Origin of the sequence: Desulfobacula toluolica Tol2 (assembly GCF_000307105.1) — a bacterium.
In the GTDB taxonomy this organism is placed as follows: Bacteria; Desulfobacterota; Desulfobacteria; order Desulfobacterales; family Desulfobacteraceae; genus Desulfobacula; species Desulfobacula toluolica.
The window spans coordinates 4,850,423-4,864,210 of the sequence record NC_018645.1 but is presented as its reverse complement, the minus strand read 5'-3'; the positions used below and the strand labels follow the sequence as shown (position 1 = coordinate 4,864,210).

Here is a 13,788-nt window from a genome sequence, read left to right as displayed (position 1 = left end):
ATGAAAAAAAACATGAAACAGATAAAACAAGAGACTCAACATATTTTAAAAGCAGACCTGTCAAATCTGGAGGACAAATTATTCACAGAAAAAATCAACAAGCTGACTGATAAGTTTCTGGCAGACAGATTTTTGCCCGATAAATTTCTAAACAGTAAGGCATTGAACAAGCAGGCAGCAAATTTTCCTGAAAAACGCCGCCTGTCCTATCAGATCATTAATTTTCTGGTGCATGAGTCCATGGCCGAGCAAGAGGCAATCCGCGCCTTGAACGTATTGCGTGTTGACTATAACCTGCGGTTTGCGTCCGCCAATACTAACATTGAAAAAAAAGCTCTGATCCTTCAGTTTGCCGTTGACCTGGGCGCTTCCGCTTCCCGGATCAAAGGCGACAAGCGGGCCTTTAAGCGCTGGTTCGGGTATGATGTTGTTCTTGAAAGGTGCAGCCGTAAAATTGCCCGGATCGAATACCATCTTGTTTTTCTGCTCAACCGGCTGGGGGTGATTGCCTCAAAAGCCCTGGGTTCGGTTTCAGATAAGGCAGAACAAGAAAGAATACTCAACCGTATCAACATTGAAAAGACATTGAAACCCCTGCTGGCCTTCAGCGGTGACGAGCGGGTAAAAATAGAAACCTTCAGGTGCATGACAAGGATCATCAGGGCCATTCCCTCACAGGTCAAAAATGAGATAATTGAAGAGGAAATTATCAACTTCATCTACCGGGCATCCCTAGATGTCCGCCAGCAGATATGGATTCAGTGTGAAGCCTTTGACCTGCTTTCAGTACTTGACCCGGACTCTTTTTTCCAGGCAGCCACCCGACGGCTTTTTAATCCAGTAGATGGTGACGACCTGTTTGTCCGCAGAAAAATCATACAGCTGTTCCATGATCATTTTAACAATGAAAAAGAGATTAAAAAATTTATTCCAACCATTTCCAGGGATATCAGCCCTTTTGTAAGGCAGGCTGTTCCAGGGGTTTTGATAAAATTTCTGATCCGCCAAACATCCGGGACACAAAATGAGGATATCGTCTCCTGGCTCAGACACATCCTTCTCAAGGACTTCTCCCCAAAGGTAAGGGCGGCCGGGCTTTTAGCCGTGGCATCATCAGATGATCTGATACTTTTGTTTACCGGCACGGTCTCGGACCTGATTTTTGATCACCTGTCCATGGAAAAAGACCCCTTTGCTGTCCGTGTCAGCTTTAAATGCGTTTATGATATTATAAACACATTAAACACGGCAGGACACCACGATGGTGCAGCCGCGTTTTTTGAACGGCAACTGCCGGTTATCACACAGCTTCATAAGACCGCGAAATCTTTGTCTGTAAGACGCTGGGCTGCATTAACCCGGGAAAAACTGCTCATTCAAACAGATGATGAAGCAAAAGACTTGATGGAGAAACTTGCCGCCATTATCCCCCATATCAGACCCGGCAAAAAAAAGCGGCTTCCCAAGTCCTGGTTTAAAAATATGGACGACAACAGTATCGGCAGAATCCTTTGCGTACTTGCCCTGGAAGATTTCAGCCTGGGTCTTGAAAAAGGCATCACCGGAATTTTTCTTTTCAGAGGAGAGCGTTTTGGTTTCCGGGTCTGGAGATTTTTACATGAATTTTTTTCCCCGTCACCGGATAAACGGCAGGGGTTCAGCCACATCACCGGCAGAAAATATTTTGGACACCTGAGAGCCCCTTCAGGTATAGGCAGCGAACTTACCCGGACAAAAGTTCCGGGAGAACCCTTGTATGTTGACACTGAATCCGGGTGGAGGCCCTATCTTCCTCTGGTTGATGACGCCGTAGGCTGTTCAAAAACAGTTTTTTCAACCAGACCGGTTAAAATCTATACCCCGGAAGGTGTCACAAAAATGTATTCTCCCCGGTCTTTATTCAGGCGTGCCCTGGCCTGGATATCGCTCACCCTGGGATTTTCAAAACATGCGGATTTTAGAAACTGGGAGGAGACTAGCCGGGAAAACCCGGATAATTATATCCGCTCCTTGAGAAAACTGGGCTTTGACATACAATTTGAGGGTTTTGCCGTTATACCGCCACAAAAAGATGAAGATCCTTCAGTAACAAGATTTTTTGCTTTTGGCCTTCCCTTTTTCACCCCGGATGTATGGACCCGGTTCAAATATTATTTTTTTTCAGCCTATGAAAACTCTTTGTATGAACTGGGTCTTTTTTCAGCTGCACTGCTTTTTTTCTTTCTCTATAAAAATCTGTCCTTAAGCCATGCTGTTGCATCTGCCAGAAAACAAATAACCCTTGTCATCGGCGGATGGGGAACCCGTGGAAAATCTGGGGTTGAAAGACTTAAAGCCGCTGTATTTGAAGCTTTAGGGCATGGGCTGGTGAACAAGACAACCGGATGCGAAGCCATGTTTCTTCATGCCTTCCCCTTTGGGAAAACAAGGGAAATGTTTCTTTTCAGACCCTATGACAAAGCAACCATATGGGAACATCATCATATGATCCGCATGACTCAAAAACTGAAATCAAAAATATTTTTATGGGAATGCATGGCCCTGTCTCCTGCCTTTGTCAAAATTCTCCAGCAGCAATGGACCCGTGACGATGTGTCCACCATTACCAATACTTATCCGGATCATGAGGATATTCAAGGACCGGCAGGCATCAACATTCCACAGGTCATGACAAATTTTATCCCGAAAAAAGGTGTGCTGATTACATCTGAAGAGGAAATGAAACCCATCCTTGCCCGGGATGCACAAGAGAAAAAAACAAAAATAGAGTATACAGGCTGGCTTGAATCAGGGTTGCTGACACCGGACGTACTGGGCAGGTTTACATATGAGGAGCATCCCAGCAATGTGGCCCTGGTATTAAAACTGGCCGGTTTTTTAGACATAGATCCCGATTTTGCCCTCCGGGAGATGGCAGACAGGGTGATTCCCGATATCGGGGCTTTAAAAGTCTTTCCTGTTGCGCCCATAAAAAACAAAAAACTTGCATTTATTAACGGTATGTCGGCCAATGAGCGGTTTGCAACCCTGAGCAACTGGAAACGGATGAAACTTGACAGCCCTGATTATGAAAATACTCCTGAAACCATTATCAGCACTCTGGTCAACAACCGGGCGGACAGAATAACAAGATCCAGGATGTTTGCCTCAATTATTGTGGAGGATCTCAGTGCTGATTATCATTTTCTGATCGGATCAAACCTGTCTGGACTCATGGGATTCATTACTGCGGCCTGGGATGAATATCTGGAAAAAATCAATTTGTTCCCAACCGAGACCAATGACCGTAATGCAGGCCTTTCAACATTCCGGCAAGTTGCCGTAAAATTGAGAATAGCACTTTCTTCACAGACGGTTATCAACCGGGCAAAGGTTATGCTCAACAGCCTGGGAGCAAAACTAAGCCAGGAAGAAATCAAAACAGCCGTCACCCATCCTGCTTCATTGCTTGAAAATACGACATTAAAAAACTTGGAATTAAAAAACAGAGCAAAAAAAACAGAGCAAATCATACACCATATTGAGAAATTGAAAAAACAGAACAAAGAGGCTGAAGCATTCCAGGAAAAAATAAAACAGCAACCCAGTACAAAAGCCCTGGAAATGGAGTTTAAAACCCTTGTTACCAGATGGTTTAAGCAAAAATTAATTGTTATTGAAAATGTCCATGCCACAGGCGAACAGATCATCAATACCATTTGCAGCCATACTCCTCCAGGACTGTTGAACAGGGTCATGGGACTGCAGAACATCAAAGGCCCTGGCCTGGATTTTGTTTACCGGTGGCAGGCCTGGGAGCAGTGTTATCTGGCGGGGCAAAATTTATTGAATGACCGGGAACCAGAAGTCTTTGAGCAAGGGTTGAATATGCTCACGTCTTTCCAGGATTATGGCATGTTATGCCGGGATTATCTGATCAATATTTTAGATCAGACAGCAGGCAAAGGGATTGCTCAGACGGAAAAATATCAGGCAGGGATCGCCCTGATCCGGTCAAACCTTGACACTGCCGTCACTGCCATTAAAAATAATCTGACTGTTGCCGGATCTGAAAACAGCATCGCCTCTAAAATAACCGGAATGGTTGAGGCTGTTCTGGATGCAGGTGATGCTGTCAAGCGGCGTAAAATCGCCGACCGGATATACAAAGACCTGATCAATGAACGTATCAGCCATGAACGAGCCGCCATTGAACTGAAAAAATTAAATCAGCGTCAAAAAGGCGGCTGGCTTGCCGGATAACACAACGTGATGCAATGTGATAAAATGTGATGAACAGGTACAGCTAAGGCGGGAAACCCGCAATTCAGATGCCTCTCCTAATTTTCTTGTTTTTTTTAACAAAAAATTGAGGAGTAAGGCATTAACAGATCACATGTTACAAAAGGCTGCGGATAAACTCCCCGGCTGCAGCAGCACCTTTTTCTTCCACGATCCTGATAGTCTGGGAGCCGATCACGGCAATATCTGCCTTGCCTTTTAAATAGTCCACATCAGCTTTTTCTTTTACGCCGAATCCCACGGCCAAAGGAAGGTCAGTGGCCTTTCGACACCTTGACAGATAAACGGCAAGATCATCTGAAAAAGCAGTGTCTTTTCCGGTAACCCCTTTCCTGGCAAGGCAATAGACAAAGCCTGAGGCATGGGAGGCTAAATATGCCAGTCTCTCATCGCTTGTTTCCGGGGAAAAAATATAAATGGGGTCCAGATTATTTTTTTGCATGGCACAGATATACTCTTTGCCCTCTTCAGGCGGCAGATCCGGCACAATGGCACCTTTTAGATTTATTTGAACCATTTTGTCTGAAAATTTTTCCATTCCGTATTTAAAAAGAATGTTGGCATAACTCATGAACAAAAACGGGATGGAAAATTCCTTTGATACGGCCCGGGCAAATTCAAAGCATTTTTGAACGGTTGACCCTTTTTCCAGAGCTGCCTGGTTGGCTTTTAAAATCACAGGACCGTCTGCCATGGGTTCTGAAAACGGCAATTGCAATTCCATTAAATCCACTCCGGCATCAACCATCTGCCTTACGATTTCAAAACAGTCTTCAAAGGAGGGATACCCCATGACAATATGGGTCATCAACAAAATATCACGGTTTTTGAGTCGGTCTTTTATATAGGATTCAAGCATTGTATTCTTTGGCCTTTTCAATAATAAATTCTTTCCATTTGGGATCATTAACAGCCTCTGCCACTGTAAAAATGTCCTTGTCACCCCTGCCGGACTGATTGATGATGATCACATCGTCTTTTGAAAGGGAAGGCGCTTCCTTAAATGCCCTGGCAAAAGCATGGGCAGATTCCAGGGCCGGGATAATTCCTTCTTTTTGCATGGTCAGTTTCAGCGCAGCCACAACCTCAGTATCTGTTGCGCTTTCAAACCTTGCCGTTCCCTGGTCATGCATGTGGGATAAAATCGGAGACACCCCCACATAATCCAGCCCGGCTGAAATAGAGTGGGTCTCTTTCATCTGGCCGTCATCATCCTGAAGAAAATAGGTCTTATACCCCTGGGCAATACCATGGCTTCCATCTGCCGAACTCAGCCGGGAGGCGTGCATGCCTGAATTTAAACCCTTGCCTCCTGCCTCAACCCCCACAAGCTCCACAGGATCATTTAAAAATCCTGAAAAAATCCCCATGGCATTGGACCCGCCGCCCACGCATGCATATACCCGTTTGGGAAGTTTGCCTTCCACATCCAGAATCTGCTGTCTTGCCTCCTTGCCAATAATGGATTGAAAATAAGAGACCATTTCCGGGAAAGGGTGTGGCCCGCAGGCGGTTCCCAGGACATAATGGGTGGTGTCCATGTTTGTTACCCAGTCCCGGAACGCTTCGTTGATGGCATCCTTTAAAATTCTTGTGCCGTCTTTTACCGGAACCACGGTGGCACCTAACTGCTCCATCCAGAACACATTGGGACGCTGGCGCAACACATCCACTTCCCCCATGTAGATGGTGCAGTCAAATCCGAACTTTGCCGCCATTGTGGCAGTTGCCACCCCGTGCTGTCCTGCCCCTGTTTCCGCAATCACCCGTTTTTTTCCCATGCGTTTGACCAGCAGCCCCTGACCCATTACATTGTTGGCTTTGTGGGCGCCTGTGTGATTGAGGTCTTCTCGCTTGATATATATTTTTGCACCGCCAAATTCCCGGGTAAGGTTGTCAGCAAAGGTCAAAGGGGTGGGACGGCAGGAGTAAGATCCCATCAAGGTTTCATACTCTTTCCAAAAAGACGGATCTTTTTTTATTTTTTCAAACTCAATTTCCAGTTCATCAAACGTGGCAACCAGAATCTCAGGCAAAAATGCCCCGCCATGGTTACCGTAATATCCCCTGTTTTTCATGTTATTTGCTCCTGCTCATGGTTTATACGAAAGAACATTTAACCTGCTGAAATTAAATATTTTTCATTGTTTATTGTGGCAGAGTGATCTGCCATGGCCGTTATATGTAAACCATTGGTTTCAATGGCCGGATATGATCCGGTTTTTTGATTGTTTATGTCATCTTAAGGCTCATGGTCTGGGAAAATGCAAATTTATCCGTTCTGCAGTACAAACGTGAAAATATAGCTCCGGGTGCTTCCGGGAAATTCAAAGTCCGTTCCACTTCAAGAACAGGATCGGAAGGATTCAGGTTAAGTGCTGTTGACTTGTTTTCAGGCAGAAAAGATATTTTAAAGGTTTGCCTGCCTGTTTCCGGCTTCAGATAATACTGATCCGACACCACCCCGGAAAGGGATCTGTTTTCAAGATCCACAGTTTCCAGGCCCCTGAACAATACTGGATGAAGATAGATATCCTCCAATAATACAGGATCTGCCTTAACACAGGTTAGGCGCGATAAAAAAAAAGCGGGTTTTCCTTCAAAAGGATTGGTTTTATCATCAGTAACATTCACGGCAGCCAGAGGAGCCAGAAGTTTTGATTCAGTCTTGATCCCTTTTGTTTCAAACGCCTGGGACGTGCCTGCAAGACAAAACAGGTCCACCTGGTTGCCGGGTTGCTTCACAAAAGTTCCAGCCCCTCTTTTGCGTTCCACAAGGCCTTTTTTGACAAGTGTATCCATGGCCTGGCGCACTGTTGGACGGCCAATGCCGTACTGCTTTGCCATCCCGTTTTCAGACGGGATAAGATCTCCGGGCATGTATGTTCCGCATCGGATCTGTTCTGTCAGGATATCTGCCAGCTGATGGTATAAGGGAAGAGGTGACTTGTGATTGAGCATTATTAACCCCGTAATAATTATTGGAAGAATAGCAAAAGATAAAAAATATCTGTAAAGTTGTCAAGACATTTTAACAAGTATTTGATTTTAAGCATTCAAAAATGTTGTTTTTTCAAAATCATTTTTATTTTGAAACGCTTGATGAAGGTGTGAGGTAATATGAATTAGTTAAAATAAATTTACCTTGACTTTTTTACTGTCTGTCAATAGGAATACCTGTGTTTTGGTGCTTTAATGCTTAATAGGGAACTCCTGTGAAATTCAGGGACGGGCCCGCCGCTGTAACCCCGCCTCTTTTAAAATAAAGGGGAACTTTTTTGGCTGGAAAATGTCACTGTTTTGTTTGAACAAAATGGGAAGGCTGGCAAAAAAGAAAGGAAGTCAGAAGACCTGCCGAAACCTGATTGATAATCTGCTTTATGGACAGAAGTGGATTAAATGATTTTGAGGATAAAAAAAGGGACTTCCCGGATCAAACATTTGGAGTGATTCGGGATTTTTGTTTGCCCTGTTTCAAGCATATCAAAAACACTTTTGCCTGACGATCAGGAAAATTCCGAATCAATTATGGATTGTTTAATTATAATTGTGAAAGGAATTTAAATGAAACGCTGTCTTGTTGGTTTGATCTTTTTAGCTGTTTTTCTGCCTGCTTATGTAATGGCCCTGGAAATAAAAGAACCTGTTCATAAAATGGATGAATTGGTTGTCACCTCCACCAATAAAATAAATGCAATTAATACGCCTGCCAGTCTTTCCATTATCACTGGAACGGAATTGGAAGAAATGGGGGCGAAAAATGTTATCGAAGCCCTGGGTAAAATTCCAGGTGTTGTTGACAGTAGTGCAAAGCGCGGTACAGTTGTGATTCGCGGCAACAAAAGCGCAATGGCAGGGGGGCCTGTTATCCTGATTGACGGTATCCCGCAAAAAATCGGGGATTCCAGGTATAGTGAATTTGACTTTATTCCCGTAGCACAAATTGAGCGCATTGAAGTGCTGCGCTCCGCCGGGATTGCATACGGGCCTGGTGCGGCTCGTGGGGTCATCAATATTATTACCAAAAAAGCAAAGCAAGAAGGCATTCATGGTGATGTCTCTGCCTCATACGGTTCATGGGATACCCATGATGAAACCGCATCCCTCCATGGCAGGCAAAACCAGTATGATTACATGTTAAATATTGGAAACCATCACACTGATGGGTATGAGCAGGAAGAAGAAAACAGGTTATCGGTTCTTGCCAGGCTTGGGTATAATTTGTCTGATCAGACCCGCATTGGCATATGGGTTAATCATATGGACTATGATATAGATACGGCGTATGGGTTTTTAAAGTACCAATGGCAATTGGAAAATTACCGCAGGGACATCCATTTTCCGAAAAGTGAAACAGATTCAGATTTGATCTGGCATACTGAAAAAGAGCAGCAAAATTCAATCATTGCCCTTGAACTGTCTCATAAAGATGAGAAAAAATTTATCGATTCCACACTTTCCTGGACAGGTTATGATGAAATAGACAAGAGCCTTGCTTATCTTTTTGATAAACCCTCAAGCGTATATCACAATGATTCTGAACAAGATACTTATACGGTCTCAATTTCGGGTGGATATCATTTTAAGTTTGGTGCCATAAGCTATACACCCTCAATTGGATTGAATTATGAAAGCATTGATAATGATGTAAGCCGGATATATCCGTTTGATCCGGGTAAAAACACGGATGCATACAATTTTGATCTCCAGGAGAAAACCTATGGTATCTTCTGGGATAATGACTTTCTTTTTCAAGAAAAATGGGGATTTAAAACAGGAGGACGACTGGACAGGACCGAAGTTAAACTGCAAGACAAGGTGCCAAATATTGCAGATGAGGATCGAACCATGTTCAGTTATTTTATAGCCCCGTCCTACCGTTTCACGGACAAGGCAAACCTCTATGTTTCAGCAGGAAGAAATTACTGGTTTCCAACGCCCCGGTATTATGCCTGGGCGGTTGAAGATGGCGGAACTTTTAACCCTCCTGAAAACCTGGAGCCAGAAGAGGTTATGACTTATGAAATCGGTTATAAGCACATGCTGAACAAGGCTTTCAATATAAATGCCACCCTCTATTTTTCAGATTATAAGGACAAGTTTGGCTCAGTCTATGAAGGAACGACATCTCGAGGACGGGGAAATATCGGTGATGCCGAGGCAAAAGGCATTGAGCTTGAAGCCGATGGCCGGGTGTGTTCTTTTTTCGGCTACCGTCTGGCCGGTACCTACCAGGATATCCAATGGACTTCAGGCACAGTATCTGCCAAACTTCATCCGTCAAACACCACGGATAAGCACGCCGACATTGCCGGAAAACAAATCTACTGGGTTCCTGAATTCAGCGGTCTTGTAGGACTTGATTTTTTTCCCTTGGAAGGGCTCAAGTTCAGCATGGATATCAATTACATGGGTGAACGATATGTGGATTATTTAAACCGCATAAAATATCCTTCCAAAACAACTGTTGATGCAAGAATTTCCTATGCCTGGAACCAATGGAAATTCTGGGTTCTGGGTAAAAATATTTTTGATGAAGATCTTGAATATGTTTCAAATACTGCAGGCACCTTAACCAGTGCCGACGGCGAGCCTAAAAATGCCTACTATGTTCAGGGCGGCGCATATTTTGAAGCAGGTATAAGCTATAGTTTCTAATTAAAATACAATCAAAGCCTGATCCTTGGAGATGATTAATGCATAGGCAGGGATCAGGCCAATATCGATTTTATAATCCGTGAAACAAAAAATATTAAAAAAGATCATTATCAAGGATCAAAGATGCCAGGGAAACCATACCGATAAGCTCTCCGCAATCTTCCACAGGAGCTCTTCGCATACCGGCACGGTAAATCAAACGGGCAACGTAACGAATGTCCATATCTGCCGGAACGGTAATAACAGGCTTGGTCATGATTTCATAAACATTAACTTCAGACGGTGAACGACCCGGGATTATCACCTTTTTAATAAAATCTTGAACAACCACCATGGCCCAGGCATCATCCTTGTGCCGTTTGTTGACAAGAAGATAAGAGACTTTTTCAGAACGCATTTTGGCAGCAGCCTCACTTGCTGTTGCAATGCCGTCAATAGAGACAATTCCCTTGGACATCACGTCTCTTGCCCTGATTATTGAGGTTTTGTCAGATACCATATTTTTATTCCCCTGTAGAAATAATGATAATTGTTTAAAAATAACTTTTTTTAACTTCTTCCTTAAAACTTTCTATCTGGCTTTCCAGACCGGCAACCTGCTCAACAGGAACCACAAAAGCAATACCGGTTCCAGGTTTGTGGAATTGTCCCGCTTTTTTTATCGCATCTAAAATTTGGGCAACAATATGTTCTTCGATCAGCAGCATGACAATATCGGTCCTGGCCTCCAGTGTGAGGCCAAAAAAAGTTTTCGCCTCATGGATGCCGGTTCCTCTGGCCGGTATAATGGTTGCCCCTTTGGCTCCAGCCTTTTTTGCCGCATCCACTATACGGTCAGTTATATCCTCCTTTACCAGGGATAAAATAAGTTTAAAGCGCATTTGTTTTCTCCAGTATTTTTTTTTTGTGTTTGGCAAACCAGTGCATCAACTGTGCATAGCCCATGACAGCTATAATTGGAAACAGACTGGCAAAGGCAATAAGGCCAAACCCGTCAAGAGCAGGATTCCGCCCAGGTACGGTGGCGGCCAGCCCAAGGCCAAGAGCCGCTACCAGCGGCACGGTAACCGTTGAAGTCGTAACCCCGCCCGAATCATAGGCCAGGGCAATAATGCTTTTGGGGGCAAACATGGTCTGTACGACAACAATCACATAGCCCGCAAGAATATACAAATAAAGCGGCGTACCAGTTACAATCCTAAAAGTGCCAAGACTGATTCCAAAAGCGACTCCCAGGGCCACGGTAATTCTCAGGCCCCATTGTTTGATCGTCCCTGCGGAAACCTCGCTGGCTTTAAAAGCCACTGCAATAAGAGAGGGTTCTGCAATGGTGGTGGCAAAACCGATCATTGCACCAAACAGGTACACCCAGCCATAAGCTTTCCAGTCGGCATGGGTGACAATTTCTTCTGTGCCGTAAATAAAGACCGGATCAGACAGCTGGGTTGCCATTATATTGCCCAAAGGGAAAAGTGCTTTTTCAAGTCCTGCCAGAAATAAAGCAAGACCAATAACAACATAGATGCCACCGACAATGAGACGGCTCAAATGGGGAATTTTCTGTCGTAAAACAAGTATTTGGAAAAAGCTGATAAGAATAATGATCGGCAATACATCCCTACAGGTGGCTAACAATATTTTGCTGAAATCATGTATGAATTCCATTATAACAGGCCTTTTTTTATCTGAAAATAATTAATCCATAACCCATGACAAAAATCATGGGAAGAAGAGAAGCAAAAGCGATAAGACCAAAACCGTCCACAAGCGGGCTCCGTCCTTTGATGGATGAGGCCAGGCCTACCCCCAAAGCTGCAACCAGGGGCACGGTGATGGTGGAGGTGGTCACGCCACCTGCATCATAAGCGATGCCGACAATTTCTTTGGGGGCGATGAATGTCATCAGCATAACAAAAACATAGCCGCCGATGATCAGATAATGAATTGGCCAACCGCGGATGATGCGAATAACACCGATAAGGATGGCAAGCCCCACGGAAACGGCAACAGACATGCGAAGCCCAAAGGCATATTTTTCCAAAGAGTCCTGGCCCGGATCAATAAGGCCTCCCTGACCGGCAATCTCTGCTGCTTCCCAGGCCACGGCTATGAGGGCAGGTTCTGCCACAGTGGTTGAAAACCCCAGAGCAAAGGCAAAACAGAGCAGCCAGAAAAGACTGCCTTTTTGGGCTAATGCATGGGCCATTGACTCACCAATGGGAAACAGGCCCATTTCCAAACCCTGAACAAACAGGCTCAAACCGGCAACCACAAGCAAAGCACCAAAAATGACTTCTCCCATTTGCGGCAATGGCTGCTTTAAAACGAAAATCTGAAAAAAAGCTATCACTGCAATAATGGGCAGCAGATCCATAAAAGCTTGTTTTAATTTTTTAAAAATTATTTGGATGATCATTATTTTCCTTAATTGTCATATTAACAGCATAATAATCAGTCATCCCATCTTCTTATCATGTATTATGAATATAGTCCTACAAATTTTCTTTTAAAAATCCTTTAAAGCATCCTTCCCGGCCACACAGGCAAAGGGCAGGAAAACATATCCTGCCCTTTGCGGTAAATCCAGAGTTGATCACAACACAATTCTGACCCTATTGGCCCACTGATTGTGACGAATGGCCGACATTGTTATAAAGCTCGAAAATCCATTAAAAATCCACAAATTCCTTATCATCATCAAACGGTATCACCTGGTCAGGTCTGACTTCTTTTAACGGGGCGATAAGTTTTTTGTTTGCCGGCATAGAACGACGAGAGGTTCCGGAAATTCCTGCAACTGATTTTTGATGAAGTAAAGCAGCAGAGCGTTGTTCATTTTTACCTGTAACCAGCAGAACAAGATCCCCTACATAATCTTTGAGCTGTTCTGCCTGGGCGTTCATTTCTTCGGATGCGGAAGCCGATTCTTCAGCAGTTGCAGCATTTTGCTGAACCACTTTATCCATCTCCGTAATGGCAATGTTCACCTGTTCAATCCCGCCGGACTGCTCTTTGGAAGCTTCTGAAATTTCAGCCACCAATCCTGCGACTTTTTCACTGCTTTTAGCTACGTTACCGAATGCCTCATTGGTTGTGGAAACAAGTTCTGATCCATGGTTCACTTTTTTTACCGTACCTTCAATTAACTGTGCCGTGTTTTTTGCAGCTTCTGCAGATCGTATGGCAAGGTTTCTCACCTCGTCTGCCACCACTGCAAAACCGGCTCCCGCGTCTCCCGCCCGTGCCGCCTCAACTGCTGCATTCAGGGCGAGAAGGTTGGTCTGAAAAGCGATTTCATCAATGGTTTTAATGATTTTACCGGTCTCATCACTTGCCCTGGAGATATCTTCCATGGAGCTGATCAGCTGGTTCATAGAGTTATTGGCGCTTGCTACCACACCGTTTGCTTCTTTCATCAAGGTGTCTGCATGAGCTGCATTTTCTGCATTCTTAGCTGTCATGGAGGCCATTTCCTCCATGGATGCAGAAGTTTCTTCTATTGATGCGGCCTGTTCTGACGACCCTTCTGCAAGAGACTGGCTCGAAGACGATACCTGCCCTGCTGCCGAGGCTACCTGCTCTGTGCTGGAACTTAATCCGGCGATTACACGGGAAAGGGTTTGAGAAAGATTTTTAACAATAAAAATACTCATTATGATCACAGCCGCAATGACCAGGATAGACACAAGCCCAATCATCCAGACACGGTTGAGCAATATCTGTGCGGCCACAGACTCGGTGACAACCTCTTTTTGATCGATTTCCGCCAGTAACGCCCATGTTGTATTGCCGATTGTGACAGGTGTATAAGCCGACAAAACAGGAGTGTCATTGTAGTCCATGATAATT

The 13,788-nt window shown here is 44.4% G+C and carries 9 protein-coding genes, 1 pseudogene and 1 riboswitch; of the genes and pseudogenes, 2 read left to right on the top strand and 8 right to left on the bottom strand.

Annotation, left to right across the window (positions count from 1 at the left end; translation table 11 throughout):
- Complete coding sequence (locus TOL2_RS21910) at nt 1–4,242, top strand: hypothetical protein (protein WP_014959465.1); 4,242 nt, start codon at nt 1–3, stop codon at nt 4,240–4,242.
- A gap of 136 nt (nt 4,243–4,378) precedes the next feature.
- Here the strand turns inward: TOL2_RS21910 and trpA are convergent, their stop codons facing one another.
- The 3 genes from trpA to TOL2_RS21895 all read right to left on the bottom strand — a co-directional run bounded on the left by trpA (nt 4,379) and on the right by TOL2_RS21895 (nt 7,242).
- Nucleotides 4,379–5,140: a tryptophan synthase subunit alpha gene (gene trpA, locus TOL2_RS21905; RefSeq protein ID WP_014959464.1), complete on the bottom strand. Its 762-nt coding sequence runs from the start codon at nt 5,138–5,140 to the stop codon at nt 4,379–4,381.
- Entirely contained in the window at nt 5,133–6,359 is a 1,227-nt protein-coding gene (gene trpB / locus TOL2_RS21900) for a tryptophan synthase subunit beta (RefSeq protein WP_014959463.1), read from the bottom strand. Before trpB ends, trpA begins: the two co-directional genes overlap by 8 nt.
- Before the next feature lie 154 nt (nt 6,360–6,513).
- A complete protein-coding gene (locus tag TOL2_RS21895; protein ID WP_014959462.1) occupies nt 6,514–7,242 on the bottom strand; it encodes a GntR family transcriptional regulator in 729 nt (242 codons plus the stop codon).
- Between the two features lie 207 nt (nt 7,243–7,449).
- Nucleotides 7,450–7,654: riboswitch (cobalamin riboswitch) on the top strand.
- A gap of 191 nt (nt 7,655–7,845) precedes the next feature.
- Here TOL2_RS21895 and TOL2_RS21890 point away from each other — a divergent pair.
- Nucleotides 7,846–9,939 (top strand): TonB-dependent receptor, encoded by a 2,094-nt coding sequence (locus TOL2_RS21890; protein WP_014959461.1) that lies wholly within the window; start codon nt 7,846–7,848, stop codon nt 9,937–9,939.
- Nucleotides 9,940–10,033: 94 nt separating this feature from the next.
- On the opposite strand, the gene TOL2_RS21885 is transcribed toward TOL2_RS21890, so the two are convergent.
- From TOL2_RS21885 to TOL2_RS26130, 5 genes and pseudogenes are all read right to left on the bottom strand, one after another.
- Nucleotides 10,034–10,438, bottom strand: coding sequence for a CBS domain-containing protein (locus tag TOL2_RS21885; RefSeq protein WP_014959460.1), 405 nt, complete (start codon nt 10,436–10,438; stop codon nt 10,034–10,036).
- 34 nt (nt 10,439–10,472) lie between these two features.
- Nucleotides 10,473–10,820 carry a P-II family nitrogen regulator gene (locus TOL2_RS21880; RefSeq protein WP_014959459.1) on the bottom strand — a complete coding sequence of 116 codons (348 nt, stop codon included), beginning with the start codon at nt 10,818–10,820 and terminating at the stop codon, nt 10,473–10,475.
- Nucleotides 10,810–11,604, bottom strand: coding sequence for a DUF1538 domain-containing protein (locus tag TOL2_RS21875; RefSeq protein ID WP_014959458.1), 795 nt, complete (start codon nt 11,602–11,604; stop codon nt 10,810–10,812). Before TOL2_RS21875 ends, TOL2_RS21880 begins: the two co-directional genes overlap by 11 nt.
- A gap of 16 nt (nt 11,605–11,620) precedes the next feature.
- The gene (locus TOL2_RS21870; RefSeq protein ID WP_014959457.1) at nt 11,621–12,355 is read right to left on the bottom strand and encodes a DUF1538 domain-containing protein; all 735 of its coding nucleotides are present in this window, start codon (nt 12,353–12,355) and stop codon (nt 11,621–11,623) included.
- 253 nt (nt 12,356–12,608) lie between these two features.
- Nucleotides 12,609–13,529: pseudogene (locus TOL2_RS26130) on the bottom strand (methyl-accepting chemotaxis protein); the annotation flags it as partial.
- Between the last annotated feature and the right edge of the window lie 259 nt (nt 13,530–13,788).

What these genes read in the sequence shown, in the direction of transcription:
- trpB (WP_014959463.1), bottom strand. Translation starts at nt 6,359, where the DNA reads ATGAAAAACAGGGGATATTACGGTAACCATGGCGGGGCATTTTTGCCT.
- TOL2_RS21895 (WP_014959462.1), bottom strand. Translation starts at nt 7,242, where the DNA reads ATGCTCAATCACAAGTCACCTCTTCCCTTATACCATCAGCTGGCAGAT.
- TOL2_RS21910 (WP_014959465.1), top strand. Translation starts at nt 1, where the DNA reads ATGAAAAAAAACATGAAACAGATAAAACAAGAGACTCAACATATTTTA.
- trpA (WP_014959464.1), bottom strand. Translation starts at nt 5,140, where the DNA reads ATGCTTGAATCCTATATAAAAGACCGACTCAAAAACCGTGATATTTTG.
- TOL2_RS21870 (WP_014959457.1), bottom strand. Translation starts at nt 12,355, where the DNA reads ATGATCATCCAAATAATTTTTAAAAAATTAAAACAAGCTTTTATGGAT.
- TOL2_RS21880 (WP_014959459.1), bottom strand. Translation starts at nt 10,820, where the DNA reads ATGCGCTTTAAACTTATTTTATCCCTGGTAAAGGAGGATATAACTGAC.
- TOL2_RS21885 (WP_014959460.1), bottom strand. Translation starts at nt 10,438, where the DNA reads ATGGTATCTGACAAAACCTCAATAATCAGGGCAAGAGACGTGATGTCC.
- TOL2_RS21875 (WP_014959458.1), bottom strand. Translation starts at nt 11,604, where the DNA reads ATGGAATTCATACATGATTTCAGCAAAATATTGTTAGCCACCTGTAGG.
- TOL2_RS21890 (WP_014959461.1), top strand. Translation starts at nt 7,846, where the DNA reads ATGAAACGCTGTCTTGTTGGTTTGATCTTTTTAGCTGTTTTTCTGCCT.